Origin of the sequence: Calothrix anomala FACHB-343, from assembly GCF_014696435.1 — a bacterium.
Taxonomy (GTDB): Bacteria; Cyanobacteriota; Cyanobacteriia; order Cyanobacteriales; family Nostocaceae; genus Aulosira; species Aulosira anomala_A.
Genome location: NZ_JACJQG010000022.1, coordinates 85385 through 106462 on the forward strand (window position 1 = coordinate 85385; position 21078 = coordinate 106462).

A 21078-nucleotide genomic window follows, 5' to 3' on the forward strand; every position below is an offset into this window, starting at 1 on the left:
ACCTATCTTGGTAATAATAAAAATCTATCTAATCTAACAAATCTCTAATTTTTATGTTTTAATCTCGTCACTGGTAAAAGCAAACTATCTTCGATTTCTTGCCTAATTTTGCAGCTAATATTAGAATATTTATTCATACAATTGACTAGCAACTTATTAGCGTCATAGTACTGCTGCAACATTTGCTTCTGAGAAGAGTTGAATTGCCAATCGTGTCCAATATTACGATGCTCTATCATAATATCTCTGAGTTGTTCAATCCAGACTTGACTATTTTCCTGCAACCAATCCTCCCAATTATTAGTTACAGAAGTTGACAATTTGATATGTAAAATTTGCAATTTTTGCTGTAACTGGAAATCAAGAGCGTGGGAAATAGCATGTTCAAGTTGAGTAGAAAGTCCGTCATAATTAATAAATTTTAAATTTTGAGACAGAATCTGCTCAAGATCAAAATCAATTGCAAGATCCCAGTTAAAGGGAGTTCTATCTATTTGGCTAGTACACTGCGTGGGATTGTAGCTGGAGTCATCATCCCCAAATCTAAAAGCTTCTATTTCTTGTAATTGTTGTTGTAGCCATTCATCATAACCCCTCTCATAATCAGGATCGATAGCAGGTTCATAGTAACCAGCAAGTTCCCAACTCAGAGCGCCGTCAAGAAAATGAATATAATCTATTAACTCTGAAGTGTAGAAAGCTCGAACTGCAACAGATTTGTAAGGTGTATTAACTGACCTTGTTTTTTCATCTACCCATACTAAAAACTCCTGTAAATTATCATCAAGCGCTAATAAACTATCAACTTTTTGCTTGATCAAGAGTAGCAAATCATCAGCATTACGCATCATTTCAGTAGTTATAAAAATTACTTCTTGCCAGCGTTTTTCCGTAAGATAATCAACTATTTTTTCCCAGGCAGAATTAGCAACAATTTTTCTGGCTGAAAAATACTCATGAAATGTCAGGTGAGAAAAAGAGTAAATCCTCTTTGCTCTTTCTACTAACAGCCCATGTTGTGCTTCAAGCGATTTTAAAACTGCTTCACTGTCCAGTCTTAATATTTTTGTGTCTAGGTCAGGATGATATAGTTTGCGGAAAAACTCAGTAATGTATACCTCTACTGTTTCTTGCTTGAAAAAATAGTTCTGCTGTTCAAATGTAGCCAAAGCAATTTGACTGAGTAAGTCTTCCTTACACTGCATTGAGAGATTTTTATAAACATGATCTCGTTCATTGAAAATTTTTGCATCCCATTTTTTTAGTAAAATTCTCAAGCCCTCTTGATAAAGTTTAGAACGCTTTTTAGGAAAATCTTTTTTCTCTGCAAACACCAGACACAGCAAAGTTAGCAGTAATGGGCTAGTTGCCAGTTCTTGAATTCCCTTGTTCTCTGCCAATTTATTGATGAATCGTTTTGCTTCGTTTAGATCAGTTAGTCGGAACCACTTTTCAGCAAAGATGGTAATCTGTTCTTTATCAAAATCTGCTACTTCCACCTCTGTAAAACTTTCAAAGGTGTATTCATTGGCAGCTATCCGACAAGTAATGACAAACTGATTGCTATGAAATTGATCAGAAATATCTCTAATTTGCAGTAAGACACGTTTTGTATCTTCCGCTCGAACTTCATCCAAACCATCCAATAAAACCAATAGCTTACCCTGTCTCAAAAGCTTGTTTGCTTTAACGCTAGCATCCTGTACTCCACAAACTGTCAATTTTTGGGCAATATATTCCAATAAATCTGGTTGTTTGGGCGTTTCTGCAAAATCCTTTAGGGTGATAAATAAGGGAACTCGATTTGTCAAATACTGCCCCTCAATACATTGCATAGCCAGATACTTCAAAAATGTAGTCTTTCCTGCGCCCGGTTTACCGAATACCATCAGTTTGTAATGACGCTGTACTGCTTCTATACCAGGTATTCGCTTCTCTTTAACTCTGTTAAGTCCAAACCGCTCAAAGTTATCTGGCTCAGAATTTTGCAACAGTTCAGAGATATCTAATCGCCTACGTCCGGTGATTTTCTCCAGAATGTTGACGTTGGTATAGATACCCCGTTCACCTGTTAACTCTATTGGTTGGGGCATATCTAGCACCCGCATGGTTCCACACTTTTCTTTAATGCTGGATTTAACCTGTTCGCGGATTTCTTGAACTAGAGCATCAATATCAGAGTCTTGCTCTGAAGTTTGTTTTACTTCAGATTGTCGATTTTCTTGAATTTCTTGCCACTCCAGCCCCAATTTTTTGCATATTTCAACAAATAAGCTGCTATCAACAGGCTTACGGTTAAAAAATTTATTGACTGGTTGACGGGTAACGGATAAAGCGTCCGCTAGCTTTTGCTGTGTTCCAAATTTGTCGATTAAAGCTAACTTTGCAGACTGAATACCTTGATGAGAAGCCTGAAGCGATCGCTTGACCATATTTTGATGAACAACTTTTTACCCATTTTAACGACTTAAAACAAAAGTTATACTTACCGCGTACATAACTCACACACCCAGGAAGCCTTGTGATTACATAGTTTGAGGGATTTTAGAAGGGCGTAAATACACTATTGCTTACTGAGGCGATCGCAATGCTCGAAACACTAATTCCCCTAGTTATCAACAAGTCTGTAGAAATTATTCTGGGGCTACTGCTGGAAAAATTCTGGGCTTGGGTTTTGAAGGATAATAACTATCAACGCCTGAACCAATTCCTGAAAATGCAGGTTCTAGCACTGTATCTCAATTGGGTTTTGCTCAAAAAACCTCTAAAATATCTACCTGAATCCGTACAAGAGAGTAATTCAGAAATTAATGATTAGTATCAAATAGGGAGAATATGGCACAGGCTCAAGGCTTACTTTCGCAGCTAAACCTGTGTCTATGTCCAACTATCAAAAGGTTTACGATATATCAACTAGCTACCCATTTAGTTTGAAAATTTAACCCAAAATAGTTAGATTAGCAAGTAATTATTTACCTATGAAAAACTAGTAAATCTTATATAAGATAAAATAAAAAAATCTATTGCAGCTTTTAGGTAAATAATCTTTATTCAAGAGAAGGTTAACTAAAATTGATATAAATATATCTAAGATTACAAACCCCGAAAATTTTACCGAGACCCGCTACATGAACTCACAAAATTCTCGCTCTGACAAAATTTTGGTTGTAGATGATTCTCCAGATAATGTGTTTTTAATCAAAACTATTTTGGAGGAAGAAGGCTACACAGTTAGCACAGCAGAAAATGGTGCTTCAGCTTTATCACAATTAGAAGCATCTCCTTGTGATTTGGTATTGCTGGATTTAATGATGCCGGGAATGGATGGTTACGAAGTTACTCGGCGCATACGTGGAAATACTGCCATGCAGCAATATATCCCCATACTGCTGATTACTGCTCATGATGCGCCAAATGTTGCCAAGGGATTAGATTTAGGTGCTGATGACTTTATCCGCAAGCCTGTGACGGTGGATGAATTGCTAGCACGAGTGCGATCGCTCTTACGTTTAAAACATAGTATCGATGAACGTGATGAAATTGCTCGCCAGCGCGAAGATTTTGTCTCCCGTCTCACCCACGACTTACGCACCCCCCTTGTAGCTGCCGATCGCGTACTCATGCTGTTTCAGCAGGGTGCTTTGGGAGCATTATCGCCGCAAATGGAGGAAGTGATCGCGATCATGGCGCGTAGCAATACTAATTTGCTGTCAATGGTTAATACCTTACTGGAAGTGTACCGCTTTGAAGCTGGTCGCAAAACCTTGGCTTTTCAACCAGTGAACCTCCGCCAATTATTAGAGGAGGTAGTAGGAGAATTAACACCTTTAGCTGAAGCAAAATCACTATCGATAAATTTAGGAATTGCTCAAGAGTTAACCAGCAACTCAGTCATGGGCGATCGCTTAGAATTGCATCGTCTATTTACTAACCTAATTGGTAATGCTATAAAATTTACCGATTCTGGCTCAGTAAATATTCATCTTGGTTCAACAACCCAAAACAGCAAAAAGTCGTATTTAGATGCTGTGGAAAATTCCGCTTTTAGTGAATTCCTAATTGTTGAAGTAGAAGACACAGGCCCCGGTATTTCTCCTGAAGAACAAACCACATTATTTGAGCGTTTTCGCCAAGGAAGTCACAAGAGTTCTGGTAGTGGCTTAGGGCTGTATCTTTCCCGGCGAATTGTTGAAGCTCATCAAGGAAATATTTTAGTTAAATCTGAGTTGGGTAAAGGTAGTGTATTTATTGTTATGCTACCTGTAAAAATATAAGTCAATGGTCAATAGTCAATAGTCAATAGTCAATAGTTAATAGTCATTGATCCTTTCTTTCTTGTCCCCCATGTCCTCCTTGTCCCCCTTCCCTTATCCCTCTTTTCTCCCTTCCCTAGCCCCTAGCCCCTAGCCTCTATAAAAAACATGATTACTGAATCATCAATTTCTATCAACGATATTATTCGTAAACAACGCGAATTTTTTCAAACTGGTAAAACTAAAGATGTTGCTTTTCGGATTGAACAACTTAAAATTCTCAAACAAGCAGTTCTAGAAAATGAACAAGCAATAATTCAAGCATTAAAAGCTGACTTAAATAAACCAGAATTTGAAGCTTATGCTACAGAAATTTTAGTATATAAAGAAATTGATTACGCTATTAAGCATATCAAAACTTGGACTAAGCCTCAAAAAGCAGCCGTTTCTCTGGAATTTTTGCAATACTCAGCTAAAATTTATCCAGATCCTTTAGGAGTAGTTTTAATTATCGGCCCTTGGAACTATCCATTTAACTTAATGATAGGGCCTTTAGTTGGTGCGATCGCGGCGGGAAATTGCACAATTCTCAAACCTTCAGAACTTGCGCCTCATACCTCTAGTTTGCTGGCTGGGATAATTGCTAAATATTTTGATCCAGCATATATTGCACTAGTAGAAGGTGGTGTAGAAACCAGTCAAAATCTGTTAGCAGAAAAATTTGACTATATCTTTTTTACTGGTGGTACAAATGTCGGCAGAATTGTTATGGAAGCGGCGGCTAAACACCTCACACCAGTTACTTTAGAATTAGGTGGTAAAAGCCCTTGTATTGTAGATACAGAAATTAATTTAGAACACACCGTCAAGCGGATTATTTGGGGTAAGTTTGTCAATGCTGGACAAACTTGTATCGCCCCTGACTATATTTTAGTTGATAAAAGAATCAAAACAAATTTAGTAGAAGGGCTGAAAAAAACTATCAAAGAATTTTATGGAGATAAGCCAGAAACGAGTCCTGATTATGCTCGTATTATCTCTGCAAAACACTTTGATAGATTAGTAAATCTTCTAAAAAATGGTGAAGTTATCATTGGTGGAGAAACGAACCCGGCGGAACGTTATATAGCTCCCACGCTGCTTGAGAACGTCTCTTTGGATGATGCAATTATGCAGGAAGAGATTTTTGGTCCGATTTTACCCATTATTGAATATGATGACATCAAAGAAGCGATCGCTCTAATTAACTCTCGACCAAAACCCCTAGCTTTATACTTATTTTCGCAAAACAAAAACCTGCAACAGCGCATTTTGCAGGAAACTACATCCGGTGGAGTTTGTCTTAACGATACAATCATGCAATATGGTGTTTCATCTTTACCATTTGGCGGTGTTGGTGATAGTGGTATTGGTAGTTATCACGGTAAAGCTGGTTTTGACACCTTTTCCCACCGCAAAAGCGTCTTGCAAAACTCATTTTTATTTGATTTAAATTGGCGTTACGCTCCCTATCAAGGAAAGTTAGCTTTCCTCAAGCGATTCCTGGGTTAATTAGTTCACATTTTGCATTAACCCTCTTTAATCACTCTTGCCAAATAAAAATCTCAAACCTTTATTTTTCAATACTTTTACCAATTTAGGTGTAGGTTGGGTTGAGGCACGAAACCCAACACCCGAAAACTTTGGTATTGTTGGGTTTCACTCCGTTCAACCCAACCTACATTTATTGTTCTCTTCCCAAAGTGATAGAAGAGGGTTAAGCTGAATTTTTCATGAGAGAGTATGGTTGAATCAACACATCAGCAGGAATTCCCAATTGTTGATTTAAACGCCGAATCATCTCTAATGTTAGAGGTTGCTGGCGATTTAAAATTGCTGCAACCTCTTCCAGACTTCCAATAATAGGTTCTAAATCGTGAGTAGATAAACCACGAGATTCAAGATAGTACAAAATAGCTTCTATTGGTTCTGGTGCTGCAATTGGATAGTGTTGTTGTTCGTATGCTTCTACTAGAGTTGTTAAAACTTCTAAGCGGTAAGCGAAGCCATGCCCGAAGGGCTTTTCGCACTCTATTGTATTAGGTTCTGCATCGAATAATCTTTCTATTTCATCAAGTGCAGCACGATAATCAGCTTCATTTCGGATTGGTCGGAGTTCGAGCATACATATTACCTCAAATTGTTGCCGCATTGACGTTATCGTATTCAGAGTGCGTACCTATAAAGCGGATGAAAACAATATTAATGTCATAAATTTTCGCAAATACAAAGACACTACCCAGCCAAAAAATTGACATGCTCGGTAGTGTTTTTTTTAGACTATTTCTCAGCAATTCTTAATTAATTAATTACGAATTAAGAATTACAAATTAGCCCCTCATGGGAAAAACTACAACCAAACATGAAAATCTTTCTTTCCCATGCCCAATGCCCAATGCCCAATGCCCATTTTCTAGTTAGTAACTATACCTTTCTTCTGCCCAAGGTTCACCCCGTTGGTGGTAACCATTACGTTCCCAAAAACCCAGTTCTTCACTTTTGAGAAACTCTAAACCATTAATCCATTTAGCGCTTTTCCAAGCATAAAGATGGGGAACAACTAAGCGCATCGGCCCGCCATGTTCTGCTGGTAAAGGTTCACCAAATAGTTGAAAAGCAAAGAAATTTTCTTCCCTGACAAAATCTGCCATTGAGATGTTAGTAGTGTAGCCACCATAGCAATGTTCCATCACATGAACTGCTTGGGGATCAACCTCTAACAAACTCATAAACTCTGTAACTTTAATCCCAGTCCATTTAACATCAAGTTTAGACCAGCGCGTTACACAGTGAAAATCTGCTGTGAATTCAGATTGAGGTAAAGCCATAAAATCTGCCCAAGTAAAGGTAGCAGGTTTGGCTAAACCCCAAACTTTAAATTCCCATTCTTCTATATTTATCTTTGGTGTTGCACCATAAGTTAAAACGGGAAAGCCTTTAGCCAAATATTGACCAGGCGGAACCCGTTCGTTATCTTCTTGCTCTGGTTTCTGAAAAAATTTTCCTAACATAATCTCAGAAAAATTAATTTTTCAAGATAATTGGTTTTCTTGAGATAATTTTCTAAGGATTTGAGCATCTGCGCTACTCAAAAAGGATAAAAAATATCAATTGCACAGAATACTAAAAATCCAGAAACTACAGATAGCTTAATTTCGATAAATTATTTGCTCATCACCCATAGGCAATAGTTAATGGAGCTTGTCCAATTAACTATAACTATGTATGGATAATGCCATGAGAAAAGCAACGAAAAAGCGCCAATCTAACAGCGCTGTTCGTGCCTTTCTTAACCATCGACATTATTATTCGTCTTCTGCTTCTTCGTCTTCAGCAGATGGGTAGACAAATGTAGAGCGTCCAGTCAAAATCGACTTGCCTAGGGAAAGAGCTTTTTGTGCTTCAACAGCAGCTTTATGTCTCCAGTTAGCTCGGCGTTTATCTCTTTTAGACTTAGATGTTTTCTTCTTTGGAACAGCCATGATAGCGGATATCGCAATTCTTGACAACCTTTTTATTCTAAGCCATCAATTGACACTGGCAACATAAAAATGGGAATTGGGCATGGGGCATGGGGCATTGAAACAATTTTGGATTTTGGATTTTAGATTGGAATCCACAATTGCAAATTTCAAATCTAAAATTCCTTGTCTCCCTTGTCCTCCTTGTCCTCCTTGTCTTACTTGTCCCCCTTGTCCCCCTTGTCCTCCTTGTCTCCCTTCCCTTGTCTCTCTTCCCTACTTTTTCTCTGTGGGCTTGGGGTCAAATAACAAAAGCGATCGCGCTGTTTTAAAATAAGTTGCCCAACGTTGCGCATCGGGACGAGTACGCCATTGTTGACGAGTGACTTCTAAGGCTAAAACTGGGGCGATCGCTCCTAGACTTTGTACGGAGACAATTACGGATACATCTGTAACTAAAATATCTTGGTCGAAGCTCCTTTGAGCTGCGGCTCTCGCTACTGCTTCTGCCCTTCTGAGTATGGTTTCGTAAGTTTCCTCTGGTAGCCGATCGATTGCCAAGTCAACTCTGGCTGTGTAAGCTCTTACCATCTGCGGGGCGATCGCCTCATAAGCAAACCACACCGGAACCGCCGAAAATAGCAAAACTCCTAACTGAACTATCCGGATTTTTCTGGCAATTTGGCTAATAACTGAAAAGGAAATGATCGATGATAGTTGATGAGCAACACTTCTACTCATGATTTTTTCGCTCCTGTCTACAGAATCTTTAATTTAAATTGAGTGAAAGTAATTTCCGGCTATTTTATGTAATAAAAATCACATACTATCGGGGTGACGATAAGAATCTCCTAGACTATAAGACATAGGTTAACTTTGTTTTTTCCGCAAAGCCAACAGCAATTTCAAGCAAACAAGAAGCGACACAGAGGGGATGGTAAATTACTGGGCGATTACTATTGGCATCAATCAATATCATTTATTTCAACCTTTAAGTTGCGCTCAAGCCGATGCCGAAGCGCTGAAAGACTTTTTGGCTACAGAGGCAGGTTTTTTACCGCAAAACTGCCTACTGATGACGGATACCTCGCCACCGATAATGAGAGACAAATCTACTTATCCGACGCGCGAGAATATCCTGCTGTTATTAGAAGATTTAGCCGCAAATTATTGGCAACCACGGGACTATCTTTGGTTATTCTTTAGCGGCTATGCCATTAACTACAAGGGACAAGATTATTTAATGCCGGTCGAGGGAAATCCCGATTTAGTTCAGGAAACTGGCATAGAATTGCGATCGCTCTTACAGAGTTTGCAGCTAACTGAGTTAAATGTATTACTCATCCTGGATATCAACCGCGCTTTTGGTACCCAAGCTGATGCTCCCGTTGGTCAAGAAACTCTCGAACTAGCTCAAGAGCTACAATTAGCAACAATTCTTTCTTGCCAACCAGAGCAATTTTCCCATGAAAGCCGAGAACTAGGTCACGGATTTTTCACCGCAGCATTATTACAAGCTTTAGGTTCTGGGCATGGTAGTAACCTGGGGAATTTAGTTAATCAACTGAGCATACTCACCCCAGAATTATGTCAGCATCATTGGCGACCAGCACAAAACCCCGTTGCGGTTGTACCATCGCCGCAGCAAGTAATTTTACCGCCATTGCGCAGTAAGATTACACCAGCTAGAAGCGACGTAGGAAACGTTATTTTTCCTGAAGAATCTTTTGCGGTAGCCCGTGCAGCACCTTCTCTCGCTGTGAATTCTGCCAAAACTGCCACAAAAGTCCAAACAACGAGCAATAATCAAACAATTCCTGGGTTAGAAACTACTATTAGTCCCAAATCTCCCCCAGGAAAGCCACCACAATTTACAGCCATCAGCCAGAAATCTCCAAATCAAGCAGCCCAAGGGTTTGCGGGGAATGTAGCTTCCCAATCAGTGACACAAAAGCAATCTCAGGTACTCCCAGCAGCATCACAGACAAGTAATGAGGAACAGTTTCTTCCCACCTCTTCCTCAGGTTTTATTTCTCAAGCACCTGCAACTCAGGTAAAAAAATCATTTTGGAGCCAGCTTTTGTGGTGGCTAGGAGGAAGTTTATTAATCTTAGGTTTAGTTGCAGTAGTTTTTCTCCGCAATCAAACCAGATTGAAAACGTCTCAAGTATTGACCACATCGGCTAATACGGCGACTAATGAGGCGAAAGACCTAACTAATTTGCCTAATAATAGTACCGCAGTCTCTAATTCCACTACCCCAACACCAACTCAATCGCCAACGCCAAAACCAGCACCCACAACAACATCTACAGCAACATCTACAACAACAGTTACGAATTCCGAATCGCAACAGCGCAATCAAGCTGTATTGGACTTGGCGAAAATGTCTTTGCGGGAAACTCAAGCCAGCGATTTAAGTTTAGCGATCGCTACTGCGAGGAAAATACAATCAGGGGAACCACTTTACGAACAAGCCCAAGAAGACATTAAAATCTGGAGTCGGATGATTTTAGATTTAGCAGAAGGTCGCGCCCAACAAAAACAGTATGCAAATGCGATCGCTGCGGCACAATTAATTACTAAAGAAGAAGAACTGTATCCCAAAGCCCAAGCACTGATTAACCAATGGCGACTAGAAGCCAAGCAATATGTTAGTAATAAAACTCTCTTAGACGCCGCTAATGCTTTAATTAGACCAGGACAAGCATCTACATATAATCGTGCTATTGAAGTAGCAAAGAAAGTTCCACCAGGACAACCAGGCTTCGATGTTGCGCAAAAATCCATTAATCAATGGAGCGAGAAGATTCTGGATTTGGCAAAAAATCGTGCTGTCAAAGGTGAACTGAATGCCGCAATTGAAACTGCAGCTTTAATCCCAGAAATGACATCAGCTTATGAAGATGCGCAAGAAGCTATTCAAAAATGGCAAGTAAGGCGGATCAAAAATTAGTCTGAGCGGCAATTAATATATTCTACAGGGCATGGTATTGCCCATTGGTGTCAATTTAATTTAAAAATAGCCTCTGTCTTAGCTTTGTCACCCGCCTGAGAATGAATTCTCAGGGCCAAAGCCCAAGTCTACTAAAGTAGACTCAAGATTTGAAGGATATTTAGTCATCTAAAGATGACTTTGGCTATGAGCAAGGAACTTCAGTTCCTTGCGGTAGATGGGTTTTGCGTTAAGTTGACACAGGTGGGCATTGCCATGTCCTTACCATCTGTCGCATTCTGTTTTCAAATTGGTATCAAATTGCTCAAGAGTCCAGAATTAACTAGCAGCTTGCTTTAATTCTGGACTCTTGTTTAATTTATTGACTCAGATTTGAGAAATAATAACTTGCAAATAACAAATCAACTAATCACCAGAAAATCTCTCTCCTCTAGCTCCTAGTCCCTAGTCCCTAGCCCCTAACAGTACTGAGAAACATCCTCTCCACATTCATCAGCTAGATAGCATAACGCCCGGAAACGTAAGCTGACTAATTCTTCATACAAAGGATTCAGCTTACACATTGGCGGAATATGAAATAAAGTTTTGCCAAATAACTTGACATCACGCTCAAAAGGACACTGAGCCGGAATTAACTTACACAAGCGGTGCGCCAAATCGCGATCGCGTACTTGAATGTTGTCTACTTTTTGTCGTAAGGGCTGGAGGATATGGCCAGAAGACTTAGTAGCAGGATGTGGCAGCTGGTTTACTGGGGTATTAGTAGCTTCTGCTTGGTTAATAGATACCCAGCTTGCCAAGAAAATTCTTTTTGTGGTATTATCGAATACCTTCATGGTTACTCCTCTATTTGATGGAGGGTATTCACCTTTACGATGAACATATACATAGTGGCTTAGACCGTTCCCGGAAAAATCTTGTTTCTACTAGATGCAATCTGATTGTTATCCGTAGCCACTTAATTTGGAACTCATTTATAACTACGTCAAGTTAAACGCAATTTTCCCGGAAGCGGAAGTGTGATCTTCCGATCTTGTTCATAACTTGACATAGTTAAGATTTTAGTGAAGACATCTATCTTTGGATTGATTTTGCAATATTTGTTACAAAACTTTATTAGATAGTATAACACTGAGTAAAAATACTAACTGCTAGATTCTATACAAATCTCACAGCTGATGCAGAATCCTATTGCGCTTCCTGTCTGTAAAAATTAAACAGATACAAGGTTATAGGGAAGTAAAGATGGGGTGAATGATATAGCAAGATTTTGGAGAACTGTTATTAACTGGACAGCAGTTTTCTACCATGTGCTGTTATATATGTCAACTATCAGGAAAAAAATTTCTTTTCCTCTTTTTCCTACTTTCCAGTCCCTGTCTCCTTCAAGACTAAGTAACGCGAGTGATTATCCGACAATTTGCAATCTATGGCGTACTAGGCTTAACTTACCTGGGGTTAGCGTTGGGCTACATTCCTGGATTACGCATGAACCGTGCCACAATTGCCCTAGTGGGTTCTGCTTTTTTAATTGCGCTGGGCGCTGTAAATTTAACAGAAGCATGGCAAGCTATTGATGCTAACACCATCGTGTTTTTGCTGAGTATGATGGTAGTCAATGCTAGTCTAACTTACGCCGGATTTTTTGCGCGATCGCTCTCTATATTATTGAGCATTACCCGCAGTCCTCTGGGATTATTAATTGCTCTAACCTTTGCTAGCGGTATCCTATCTGCCGTATTTCTCAACGATACCATAGCATTAATTTTTACACCATTGGTTTTAGGCTTAACTCAAGCCTTGAGTTTAAATCCCATACCCTATTTATTAGCGATCGCAGGTGCAACTAATATAGGTTCTGTAGCCACTTTAAGTGGTAATCCCCAAAACATTTTAATAGGTTCTTTCTCTGGAATTCCCTACCTAAATTTTCTGGGCGCACTCGCTCCAGTCGCCTTAATTGGCTTAATAATACAGATAGGTTTGCTATGGTTACTTTATCCTGATGTTCGTTCCACTCAACCTTGTCAACAATTAGCGACTGGAAATCATCGGATTTACAAACCTTTATTTAATAAAACATTAGTCATCACCACAGGATTACTTATCGCCTTTGCTGTTGGTTTACCGCTAGCGGAGTCGGCTTTAGTTGCTGCTAGTTTGCTGTTGATTACGCGACGAATCAAACCTCAGCGCATTCTCCAAAGAATCGATTGGAATTTGCTAGTGATGTTTTCCGGCTTGTTTATTTTGACGCGAGTTACAGAAAAATTAAATTTATTGCAATTATTTACTCATGCAGTTAATACTTCTGCAAGTTTTTTGAGTGTAACTGTTATTTTATCTAATCTAATTTCCAATGTTCCGGCTGTACTCTTATTGCATCCTTTGATCCCCAAGGATAATACCCAATATTGGCTATTGCTAGCAGCCGGATCTACATTAGCAGGTAATCTTACTTTGTTTGGCTCAGTCGCTAACTTAATAGTTGTCGAAGCTGCTACAAATTTAGGCTATAAGTTAACATTTATCGAGCATCTACGCTTTGGTGTACCGCTAACATTATGTACTTTAATTTTAGCTTATCTGTGGATTCACTAGGTAAAAGAAGATTATTGGGCTAGAGATAATACCAATTTGAAAAAAAATGCGACATATTGGTAGGGGCACAACATTGTTGTAGCCTTATCAATAATTTATGTGTCGCAAATATTCTTGGAACTGGTATCGGTTACTCAAAAATCAGCCATATAAGCTATTTCAGTATTTTTAGCATTATTTTTTTATTGAAAAACAGTTATTTTTAAGTTGTTATAAAGCATTTAGAAAATAAAACTAGGAGTTAAAAGTCAATGTTCTTACCTAAATTCAGCAATTTACTTGTAGGAACTATTTTTCTATCTAGCTTTCTAATCAATCATGTTAATGCAATGGAAGCATCAATTGTAGATTTGGAAATTCAAGAAACTTCTAAATTTAATTTTGTTATTAAAACTTCTAAAAAAAATAATGAACTAGTTTATAAAGGTCATTTTGATAAACAGAAAGAAGGAATATCAATCAATAATATTGTTATTATTCAAGGTGATGCTATTACTCATTATTTATGTCAAAAAGATTCGTTATTAACTACTCAAAAATTTAACTTTACTTATAAATACTCTGCTGGAAAAACTGAAAAATATACAAGAACTTGTAAGGAAGCGAGACAGGCTATGTTATTTTTAGAAGGTTTTTCATCCTATAAAAAGAGAGTAGTAGACAAGCTTTATAAGCCTATTAAAAGCTACGAAGTCCCAGTAGCTAAAGCAGAAGTAATCACAAGTATGTCCGATCAATTTGCGTTCTTTTGTAGAAGTGATATATATAGTCAAAATCCAAGTATTTGCGAACAAATATTAGAAACAATGAAATAATAAATTATATTTACAGGTTGAATTAAATTTAATTCACCAATAATTATAATCATAAATTGAGTTTCACTTCGTGAAAGGTAACAAAGCACGAAAAATTTTGAGTTTCGTTACTCAACTTATCTCTGTTTTCTCTGTGGTTAGATAAATTTCTTTTGAACCGCAGAGGACGCAGAGAGAATAGAGAAAAAACAGATTTTATGAGTCACTATAAAATCCGATACGAAATTAAGCCATTTGAGTGTATTTTTCTCACGCCAAAACGCAAAGACACTCAGAAAAACTTTGCGTCTTTGCGTCTACCCTGCGGGAACGACTTCGTCGAATGCGTGAGATTTCTTATCTTAAATTCTTTACGAAGCTACCTGCGCAGCAGTCCTAGGCCGGCGTCTTCTCCCATCGCTGACTTTGACAGGTGGCTCATCAGGAATCTGCATTAACAATGTTACTGTAGGTTGACATTGCAATTCCCGACGGATAGAGCGTTGCAATTCTCTTTCTAACATCCCTTGCAAACCACCCCAATCGACTTCCGTTTGCTCTCCTTCACCGGGTTGTGTAAATTCTGACCAACGAACGCCCAAAATTTCTTCAATTCGCTGTTGTACCCATTTTTGTAAAAGCGATCGCTCTATACTAGTTACCACACCTCTGAGGTGAATTTCTGGCTTGGCTAATAATTTACCACTCCAATCAATAGCTGCGGCAATAGTGACAATACCTTCTGAAGCCATGCGCTGGCGTTCTTGTAATACCTTAGCGCTAACCATCCCAGAACTCGTAGTATCTACCAATTCAATTCCTGATGGCACTTTACCAGATACACGAATTGCGTCTTCTGTCAACTCAACAATATCGCCATTCTGGAGAATCACCATATTTTCTTCGGGAATACCCATACTTTGCGCTGTTTGCGCGTGCTTCACTAACATCCGATGTTCGCCGTGAAATGGTACGAAAAACTTCGGTTTGGTTAAAGCAATCATCAGTTTTTGGTCTTCTTGACAACCGTGTCCTGAAACGTGAATTCCTTTCTCCCGTCCATAGACAACGTTTGCGCCTTGAAGCATCAGTTTATCTATAGTATTTACAACGGCGATGGTATTTCCCGGAATTGGGTTAGCGGAAAATACTACTGTATCCCCTGGGCGAATTTTAATATGGGGATGCTCTTTATTCGCAATTCGCGTCATTGCTGACATCGGTTCGCCCTGAGAACCTGTAGTCAGAATCAACACATTCTCATCAGGAAGGCTGCGGACAGTATGTAGCGGTTGCAACAAATGATCGGGACATTTGATGTAGCCTAGATTACGCGCATGGGCAATCAAATTCAGCATCGAACGACCGACAACTGTCACTGTGCGGTTGTACTTCTGCGCCAGTTCCAAAATCATGTTGATGCGATGGACGCTAGAAGCAAAGGTAGTGACAAATAATCGTCCTGGGGTTTGTGCAAATACCCGGTCAAGATTGGGATAGACAGAACGTTCTGAAGGGGTAAATCCGGGTACTTCTGAGTTTGTGGAATCGCTCAACAAACAAAGCACGCCTTTTTCGCCATGTTCTGCTAGTCGTTGTAAGTCAAATCTTTCCCCATCAACTGGGGTGTGGTCAATTTTAAAATCTCCGGTGTGGATAACTATACCTATGGGTGTATGAATCGCTACGGTAAAGCTATCAGCAATGGAGTGGGTGTTGCGAATGTATTCGACAAAGAAGGATTTGCCAATTCTGACAACATCGCGGGGTAAAACCGATCTTAACTCTGTGCGATCGCGTACTCCTGCTTCTTCTAATTTCCCTTCTAGCATGGCCATTGCTAGTCTGGGGCCATAAATTACAGGTATTTCAAATTGTTTGAGGTGAAATGCAATCCCGCCTATGTGGTCTTCATGACCGTGGGTAACAATCATGCCTTTGATTTTATGGCGATTTTCCCGGAGATAGGTGGTATCTGGCAGGACAATATTTACACCATGCATCGCCTCTGTGGGAAAGGCTAAACCTGCATCTAATAAAATAATTTCGTCATCGTACTCGAAAACACAGGTATTTTTACCAATCTCATGTAATCCGCCCAAAGGAATAATTTTTAGGGCGGAGCTTGTATCGTTTTTAGCCATTTGCTCCTTGAATTGTTGTTTGTGGTTAATTTAAGTTAATAAAGTTAGCATCTTGTATCAAAGACAACATTAGCTGTCTTATCCGGACATTCCCAAAGCAGCCTAATTTAAATCTGATTTTTCTATTGTTTGTTCAATAAAAATGGATTTTACGCTGAAGGATTCATATTATAGCTATTCAGTCGTAACACAGGAGTTGCTACTGTACCTGGTAAAAATTATGTATTTTCCTTGTTTCTTATGTATCTGTAGTAACACTGAACTTGCTAGTAAATAGCAAGCTGGTACTTAGATTAAACTAAGTTCTTTGAGAACCACCTCTAACTTGTGACTAATTTCTGGTTCAGCTTCACATAAAGGTAGCCGAGTTGAACCAACCTCCCAACCTTGAATTTTTAATGCTGTTTTTACGGGAATGGGATTTGTCGTTAAAAATAAAGCTTTAAACAGTGGAAAAAGTTGCAGATGTATTTCAGTCGCCACCTCAATTTTTCCCACACCAAAGGCTTGGATCATCTGCTGTAGTTGGTTGCCTACCAGATGCGAAGCTACGCTCACCACACCTTTAGCACCGATCGCTAACAAAGGCAAAGTTAAAGAATCATCTCCAGCGTAAATCTGAAATTCTTTGGGTGTCAAGCGGCGAATTTCACTGGCTTGGTCTAAACTCCCACTAGCTTCTTTTATACCAACAATATTATTAATCTCCGCTAACCGGGCAACTGTTTCTGAACTGAGGTTTTGTCCAGTACGACCGGGAATGTTATACAACAGGATAGGTAAGTCGGGACAGGCTTGCGCTACCGCCTGAAAGTGCTGGTAAAGTCCAGCTTGGGGCGGTTTATTATAATAGGGCACGACTTGTAAAGTCCCATGTACTCCTATTTTAGCTGCCTTTTGGGTGGCGGCGATCGCTTCTTTGGTGGAATTAGAACCACAGCCGGCGATGACTTTGGCTTTTCCTGCTACCGCCTGCAACACTTCCACAAACAGCTGATACTCCTCATCCCAAGTTAGGGTAGGAGATTCACCTGTTGTACCACATACCACCAATGTATCTGTACCGTTATTCGCTAGATGTGCTGCTAGTTCTGCCGCTACATCATAGTTGACGCTGCCGTCTGCTTTAAACGGCGTAATCATAGCGGTTAAAACTCTACCAAAATCTCCCACCCTTTTTCTACTCCTGATTATCCTTCTTATTGTTTGTCACTTGGTGGTTTTATTTCATAATTGTCATTTGTCAGAGACGCGATAACCCTTGTCTGTACAGTTGTCTAAATCCAATGACAATTGACTAATGACAATTGACTAATGACTAATAGCTAATGGTTTTAGTAGATTTTTCTCTACTAATAACTCAGCAATTTGCACTGCGTTTAATGCTGCACCTTTACGGATTTGATCGCCACATAGCCATAGTTCTAAGCCACAAGGATGAGAAATGTCTTGACGAATTCTGCCTACTAAAACTTCATCTCGACCAGTGGCTTCAATTGGCATGGGGAAGTGATTTGCCTGCCAATCTTCTACCAACTTAACTCCAGGAGAGTGGCTTAAAATTTCTCTAGCTGACTCTGGGCTAAAGGGGGTCTCGAATTCTATATTAACTGCTTCTGAGTGGGCGCGCAGTACGGGAACCCGCACACAAGTGGCAGTAATTCTTATTTGTTGGTTACCAAAGATTTTGCGGGTTTCGTTGACCATTTTCATTTCTTCTTCACAATAGCCCCAATCGGTTAAGGGGGAATTGTGGGCAAAGAGATTAAATGCTAACGGATAAGGTAATACTTCTGCAACTGGGGTTTTGCCGTCTAATATTGCCTGGGATTGGGTTTGCACTTCTGCCATTGCTTTGGCACCAGCACCACTGGCAGATTGATAGGTTGCTACTACCAGCCTTTTGATTGGTTGAATTTGGTGTAACGGCCAGATTGCCACTGCCATTAAAATTGTCGTGCAGTTGGGGTTGGCAATGATACCTTGATGGGACTCTGCGGCTTGGGGATTTACCTCTGGAACGATTAAAGGTACAGATTCTTGCATCCGGAAGGCACTGGAGTTATCGATGACGACTGCGCCTTTTTCTACGGCTTTTGGTGCCCAAGTTTTAGATGTGGAACCGCCAGCACTGGCGAGGACTATATCTATACCTTCAAAGGCGCGATCGCTTACCGCCTCTATTGCTAAACTTTCTCCTTTAAAGGAGATTGTGCGCCCTACACTCCTCTCGGAGGCTAACAATTTTAAATTTGCTACCGGAAAATTCCGACTTTCCAGTAATTCCAACAACTCCGTACCCACGGCACCAGTTGCGCCCAAAATAGCTACATTATAGGATTTAGACAACCTTACTTCCTCCTTTAAGAGGTTATTTTATGATTTATTGAACAGATGCAAAAAATACAAAACTTATTTCATTAAGGAATAGTAGTAGTAAAAAACATTAACATTAAATATATTTTTATTACTTTTTATGCTTCCAAAGGCTTTGCCGATGGACATTGATGAAGATTTTTTGATTTTAATAAATTTAGTAACGCTTTGCTTTTTGCTTATTTACTTTCTTTTGCTGACATTCATATTTTGTTACTTTTATTTAAGTTATATTATTATACAACGAATTTATTAGCGATCAAAGAATTAAAATTCTGTAATTAATTATTGTGGGAGTTTCATAATTTTCCAGTTCAGTCAACAATTTTGTCTGAGAAATTGTGCTGTCTAGATGATGGATGTACTATGATCCAAGTGAACGAAAACCAGCAAAACAATCAACTGAGCGATGCAGTAGTGCCATCAGTGGCAATAAATCCCAACTGGAAATGCAAATTTCTACTCGAAGACCAGGATATCACGCTGTTAGCCCTCTGAATCATAAATCCACTTATGTGCTTAGATATGGAGTGTGCAACCCCCAATATCAGTAGATAACTTTGTGGTTGGGGATCGGGCAACAGTCTTGAGGATGGAGGCGATGGGTAAACTTATTGCACTAAAGTGTTCAGTCATTTGCCATTAGCAGTACACTGGATCTCTGCTGCCGGGCAGAGATTGAGAGTAGGATTCTCATCATCCCCGATCCAGCCAAGAGATAGCAACGAACAGCAGCGAGCGATCGCGTGCGTGTCTGTACTCGGAGTTAAAAATACCAGAAATTCAGAGACAAAGCATGAAAGTCACCCAGGAAAAACTTCCCGCCAGTCAAATAGGGCTGGAAATAGAGATTACACCAGAGATTACCAAACAAACCTACGAACAGGTAATTAAAAACCTAGCCAGTACCGCCAATATTCCTGGGTTTCGCAAAGGCAAAGTGCCTCGGCAAATATTGCTACAGCAACTAGGTACCACTCGGATTAAAGCAGCCGCCTTAGAAGAATTAATTCAAGATGGCATAGAAAAAGCTGTTAAACAAGAAGACATTAAAGCTATTGGGCAACCTCAGTTACGCTCTGACTTTGAAGAATTAATTAAAAATTATCAACCAGGGCAACCGCTAACTTTTTCTGCGGCTGTGGATGTAGAACCAGAAATCGAGCTAGAGAAATACACAGGCTTACAAGCCAAAGCTGAGGAAATTAAATACGATCCGGCTCGCGTTGATGAAGTTCTCGATCAAGAACGGCAAAAACTCGGCACTTTGATTCCTGTGGAAGGGCGTGCAGCCCAAATTGGCGATACTGCGGTTTTAGATTTTAAAGGCGTATTGGCTAAAGCTGAGGGTGAAGACGAATCCGCAGAACCTACCCCGATTCCTGGCGGCGAAGCATCTGATTTTCAAGTGGAATTATACGAAGATCGGTTTATTCCCGGATTTGTCGTGGGAATTGTGGGAATGAATCCTGGGGAAACCAAAGAAATTTCCGCCCAATTCCCCGATCCTTATGCCAATGAAGAGTTAGCAGGTAAACCCGCTGTGTTTACCGTGACGCTTAAGGAAATCAAGGAAAAAGAATTACCAGAATTAGATGATGACTTTGCCCAAGAAGTCAGCGACTTTGATACCTTAGCGGAATTAAGAGCTTCTTTAGAAGAGCGCTATCAAAAAGAAGCAGAACAAAAAACCAAAACCAATCAGCAAGAAGCCTTATTAGCAGAACTACTCAAGCAGGTTAAAGTTGATTTACCCGGAACTTTAATTGAGCAAGAAGTCGATGCCATGCTGACACAAACAGCTATCAGGCTGTCACAGCAAGGATTGGATGTGCGGAAATTATTCACCCAAGATATTATTTCCCAGTTACGGGCGCGATCGCGCGATGAAGCCATTGAACGCCTACAACGTTCCCTCGCCTTACGGGAAATCAGCAAACGCGAATCTCTCCAGGTGACAGACGCAGAAATTCAAGCTAGAGTCACAGAGTTAATTCAGGAGTACCCAGACGAAGAAGTAGACGAAGATAGACTACGTTCAGTCGTGGAAAACGAACTAGCCACAGACAAAATCATGGACTGGCTTTTAGAACACTCAACAGTTGAACTTGTTCCTGAAGGTTCTTTGAGTACCCCAGACGAGGAAGCAGAAGCAGAAGCAGAAAGCACAGCAGAAACTAGCGAAGCGGCTGCAACTGAAGGGGAATAGATTTTAGGGAGTAGGGGAGCAGGGAAGGGGACAAGGGAGACAAGGGAGACAAGGGAGACAATTGTAAAGACGCGATTAATCGCGTCTCTACCCAATGCCCAATGCCCAATGCCCCATGCCCCATGCCCCATGCCCCACATCCCAATTTTCCCGCTAGAATGGTTAACAAATGTTAAAGAAATCACCACATCTGGTGCTATCTTCGCGAGATACTGGGTTACACGAGAACAATTTAGATGAGGCAT

17 protein-coding genes are annotated in these 21078 nt (G+C 39.9%); 8 read left to right on the plus strand and 9 right to left on the minus strand.

What is annotated here, in order from left to right:
• Positions 1-44 precede the first annotated feature (44 nt).
• Complete coding sequence (locus H6G08_RS14655) at positions 45-2432, minus strand: NACHT domain-containing protein (RefSeq protein ID WP_190543696.1); 2388 nt, start codon at positions 2430-2432, stop codon at positions 45-47.
• A gap of 155 nt (positions 2433-2587) precedes the next feature.
• On the opposite strand from H6G08_RS14655, the gene H6G08_RS14660 reads away from it, so the two are divergent.
• From H6G08_RS14660 to H6G08_RS14670, 3 genes are all read left to right on the plus strand, one after another.
• Positions 2588-2818: a hypothetical protein gene (locus H6G08_RS14660; protein ID WP_190543699.1), complete on the plus strand. Its 231-nt coding sequence runs from the start codon at positions 2588-2590 to the stop codon at positions 2816-2818.
• Positions 2819-3128: 310 nt separating this feature from the next.
• Positions 3129-4274 carry a hybrid sensor histidine kinase/response regulator gene (locus H6G08_RS14665; RefSeq protein WP_190543702.1) on the plus strand — a complete coding sequence of 382 codons (1146 nt, stop codon included), beginning with the start codon at positions 3129-3131 and terminating at the stop codon, positions 4272-4274.
• A gap of 147 nt (positions 4275-4421) precedes the next feature.
• Positions 4422-5804 carry an aldehyde dehydrogenase gene (locus tag H6G08_RS14670; RefSeq protein ID WP_190543705.1) on the plus strand — a complete coding sequence of 461 codons (1383 nt, stop codon included), beginning with the start codon at positions 4422-4424 and terminating at the stop codon, positions 5802-5804.
• Positions 5805-6009: 205 nt separating this feature from the next.
• Here the strand turns inward: H6G08_RS14670 and H6G08_RS14675 are convergent, their stop codons facing one another.
• From H6G08_RS14675 to H6G08_RS14695, 4 genes are all read right to left on the minus strand, one after another.
• Positions 6010-6417 (minus strand): helix-turn-helix domain-containing protein, encoded by a 408-nt coding sequence (locus H6G08_RS14675; protein WP_190543708.1) that lies wholly within the window; start codon positions 6415-6417, stop codon positions 6010-6012.
• A 292-nt stretch (positions 6418-6709) separates the two neighbouring features.
• Complete coding sequence (locus H6G08_RS14685) at positions 6710-7303, minus strand: sulfite oxidase-like oxidoreductase (RefSeq protein WP_190543713.1); 594 nt, start codon at positions 7301-7303, stop codon at positions 6710-6712.
• A 294-nt stretch (positions 7304-7597) separates the two neighbouring features.
• Positions 7598-7774, minus strand: coding sequence for a 50S ribosomal protein L32 (gene rpmF, locus H6G08_RS14690; RefSeq protein WP_190543716.1), 177 nt, complete (start codon positions 7772-7774; stop codon positions 7598-7600).
• 255 nt (positions 7775-8029) lie between these two features.
• Positions 8030-8494 carry a hypothetical protein gene (locus H6G08_RS14695; RefSeq protein ID WP_190543719.1) on the minus strand — a complete coding sequence of 155 codons (465 nt, stop codon included), beginning with the start codon at positions 8492-8494 and terminating at the stop codon, positions 8030-8032.
• Between the two features lie 193 nt (positions 8495-8687).
• Between H6G08_RS14695 and H6G08_RS14700 the strand changes: the two genes are divergently transcribed.
• Positions 8688-10709 carry a caspase family protein gene (locus H6G08_RS14700; RefSeq protein WP_190543722.1) on the plus strand — a complete coding sequence of 674 codons (2022 nt, stop codon included), beginning with the start codon at positions 8688-8690 and terminating at the stop codon, positions 10707-10709.
• Between the two features lie 458 nt (positions 10710-11167).
• Here the strand turns inward: H6G08_RS14700 and H6G08_RS14705 are convergent, their stop codons facing one another.
• A complete protein-coding gene (locus tag H6G08_RS14705; RefSeq protein ID WP_190543725.1) occupies positions 11168-11545 on the minus strand; it encodes a Mo-dependent nitrogenase C-terminal domain-containing protein in 378 nt (125 codons plus the stop codon).
• A 568-nt stretch (positions 11546-12113) separates the two neighbouring features.
• Here H6G08_RS14705 and H6G08_RS14710 point away from each other — a divergent pair.
• A complete protein-coding gene (locus H6G08_RS14710; RefSeq protein ID WP_190543728.1) occupies positions 12114-13310 on the plus strand; it encodes an anion transporter in 1197 nt (398 codons plus the stop codon).
• Positions 13311-13561: 251 nt separating this feature from the next.
• Positions 13562-14125: a hypothetical protein gene (locus tag H6G08_RS14715; protein WP_190543750.1), complete on the plus strand. Its 564-nt coding sequence runs from the start codon at positions 13562-13564 to the stop codon at positions 14123-14125.
• Between the two features lie 350 nt (positions 14126-14475).
• On the opposite strand, the gene H6G08_RS14720 is transcribed toward H6G08_RS14715, so the two are convergent.
• The 3 genes from H6G08_RS14720 to H6G08_RS14730 all read right to left on the minus strand — a co-directional run bounded on the left by H6G08_RS14720 (position 14476) and on the right by H6G08_RS14730 (position 18597).
• Positions 14476-16248: a ribonuclease J gene (locus tag H6G08_RS14720; protein ID WP_190543753.1), complete on the minus strand. Its 1773-nt coding sequence runs from the start codon at positions 16246-16248 to the stop codon at positions 14476-14478.
• A gap of 288 nt (positions 16249-16536) precedes the next feature.
• The gene (gene dapA, locus H6G08_RS14725; protein ID WP_190543756.1) at positions 16537-17421 is read right to left on the minus strand and encodes a 4-hydroxy-tetrahydrodipicolinate synthase; all 885 of its coding nucleotides are present in this window, start codon (positions 17419-17421) and stop codon (positions 16537-16539) included.
• A gap of 138 nt (positions 17422-17559) precedes the next feature.
• Positions 17560-18597: an aspartate-semialdehyde dehydrogenase gene (locus H6G08_RS14730; protein WP_190543759.1), complete on the minus strand. Its 1038-nt coding sequence runs from the start codon at positions 18595-18597 to the stop codon at positions 17560-17562.
• Positions 18598-19420: 823 nt separating this feature from the next.
• Between H6G08_RS14730 and tig the strand changes: the two genes are divergently transcribed.
• On the plus strand, positions 19421-20833 hold the full coding sequence (gene tig / locus H6G08_RS14735) for a trigger factor (RefSeq protein WP_190543761.1): 1413 nt from the start codon (positions 19421-19423) through the stop codon (positions 20831-20833).
• Between the two features lie 108 nt (positions 20834-20941).
• Positions 20942-21073, plus strand: coding sequence for a hypothetical protein (locus tag H6G08_RS38190; protein ID WP_277877829.1), 132 nt, complete (start codon positions 20942-20944; stop codon positions 21071-21073).
• The last annotated feature ends 5 nt before the right edge of the window (positions 21074-21078 follow it).

Excerpts from the sequence above, each read along its gene's own strand:
- H6G08_RS14670 (WP_190543705.1), top strand. The coding sequence starts at position 4,422 with ATGATTACTGAATCATCAATTTCTATCAACGATATTATTCGTAAACAA.
- H6G08_RS38190 (WP_277877829.1), top strand. The coding sequence starts at position 20,942 with ATGCCCCATGCCCCATGCCCCATGCCCCACATCCCAATTTTCCCGCTA.
- H6G08_RS14685 (WP_190543713.1), bottom strand. The coding sequence starts at position 7,303 with ATGTTAGGAAAATTTTTTCAGAAACCAGAGCAAGAAGATAACGAACGG.
- H6G08_RS14655 (WP_190543696.1), bottom strand. The coding sequence starts at position 2,432 with ATGGTCAAGCGATCGCTTCAGGCTTCTCATCAAGGTATTCAGTCTGCA.
- H6G08_RS14695 (WP_190543719.1), bottom strand. The coding sequence starts at position 8,494 with ATGAGTAGAAGTGTTGCTCATCAACTATCATCGATCATTTCCTTTTCA.
- H6G08_RS14715 (WP_190543750.1), top strand. The coding sequence starts at position 13,562 with ATGTTCTTACCTAAATTCAGCAATTTACTTGTAGGAACTATTTTTCTA.
- H6G08_RS14705 (WP_190543725.1), bottom strand. The coding sequence starts at position 11,545 with ATGAAGGTATTCGATAATACCACAAAAAGAATTTTCTTGGCAAGCTGG.
- rpmF (WP_190543716.1), bottom strand. The coding sequence starts at position 7,774 with ATGGCTGTTCCAAAGAAGAAAACATCTAAGTCTAAAAGAGATAAACGC.
- H6G08_RS14700 (WP_190543722.1), top strand. The coding sequence starts at position 8,688 with ATGGTAAATTACTGGGCGATTACTATTGGCATCAATCAATATCATTTA.
- H6G08_RS14720 (WP_190543753.1), bottom strand. The coding sequence starts at position 16,248 with ATGGCTAAAAACGATACAAGCTCCGCCCTAAAAATTATTCCTTTGGGC.
- H6G08_RS14665 (WP_190543702.1), top strand. The coding sequence starts at position 3,129 with ATGAACTCACAAAATTCTCGCTCTGACAAAATTTTGGTTGTAGATGAT.
- H6G08_RS14660 (WP_190543699.1), top strand. The coding sequence starts at position 2,588 with ATGCTCGAAACACTAATTCCCCTAGTTATCAACAAGTCTGTAGAAATT.
- tig (WP_190543761.1), top strand. The coding sequence starts at position 19,421 with ATGAAAGTCACCCAGGAAAAACTTCCCGCCAGTCAAATAGGGCTGGAA.
- H6G08_RS14675 (WP_190543708.1), bottom strand. The coding sequence starts at position 6,417 with ATGCTCGAACTCCGACCAATCCGAAATGAAGCTGATTATCGTGCTGCA.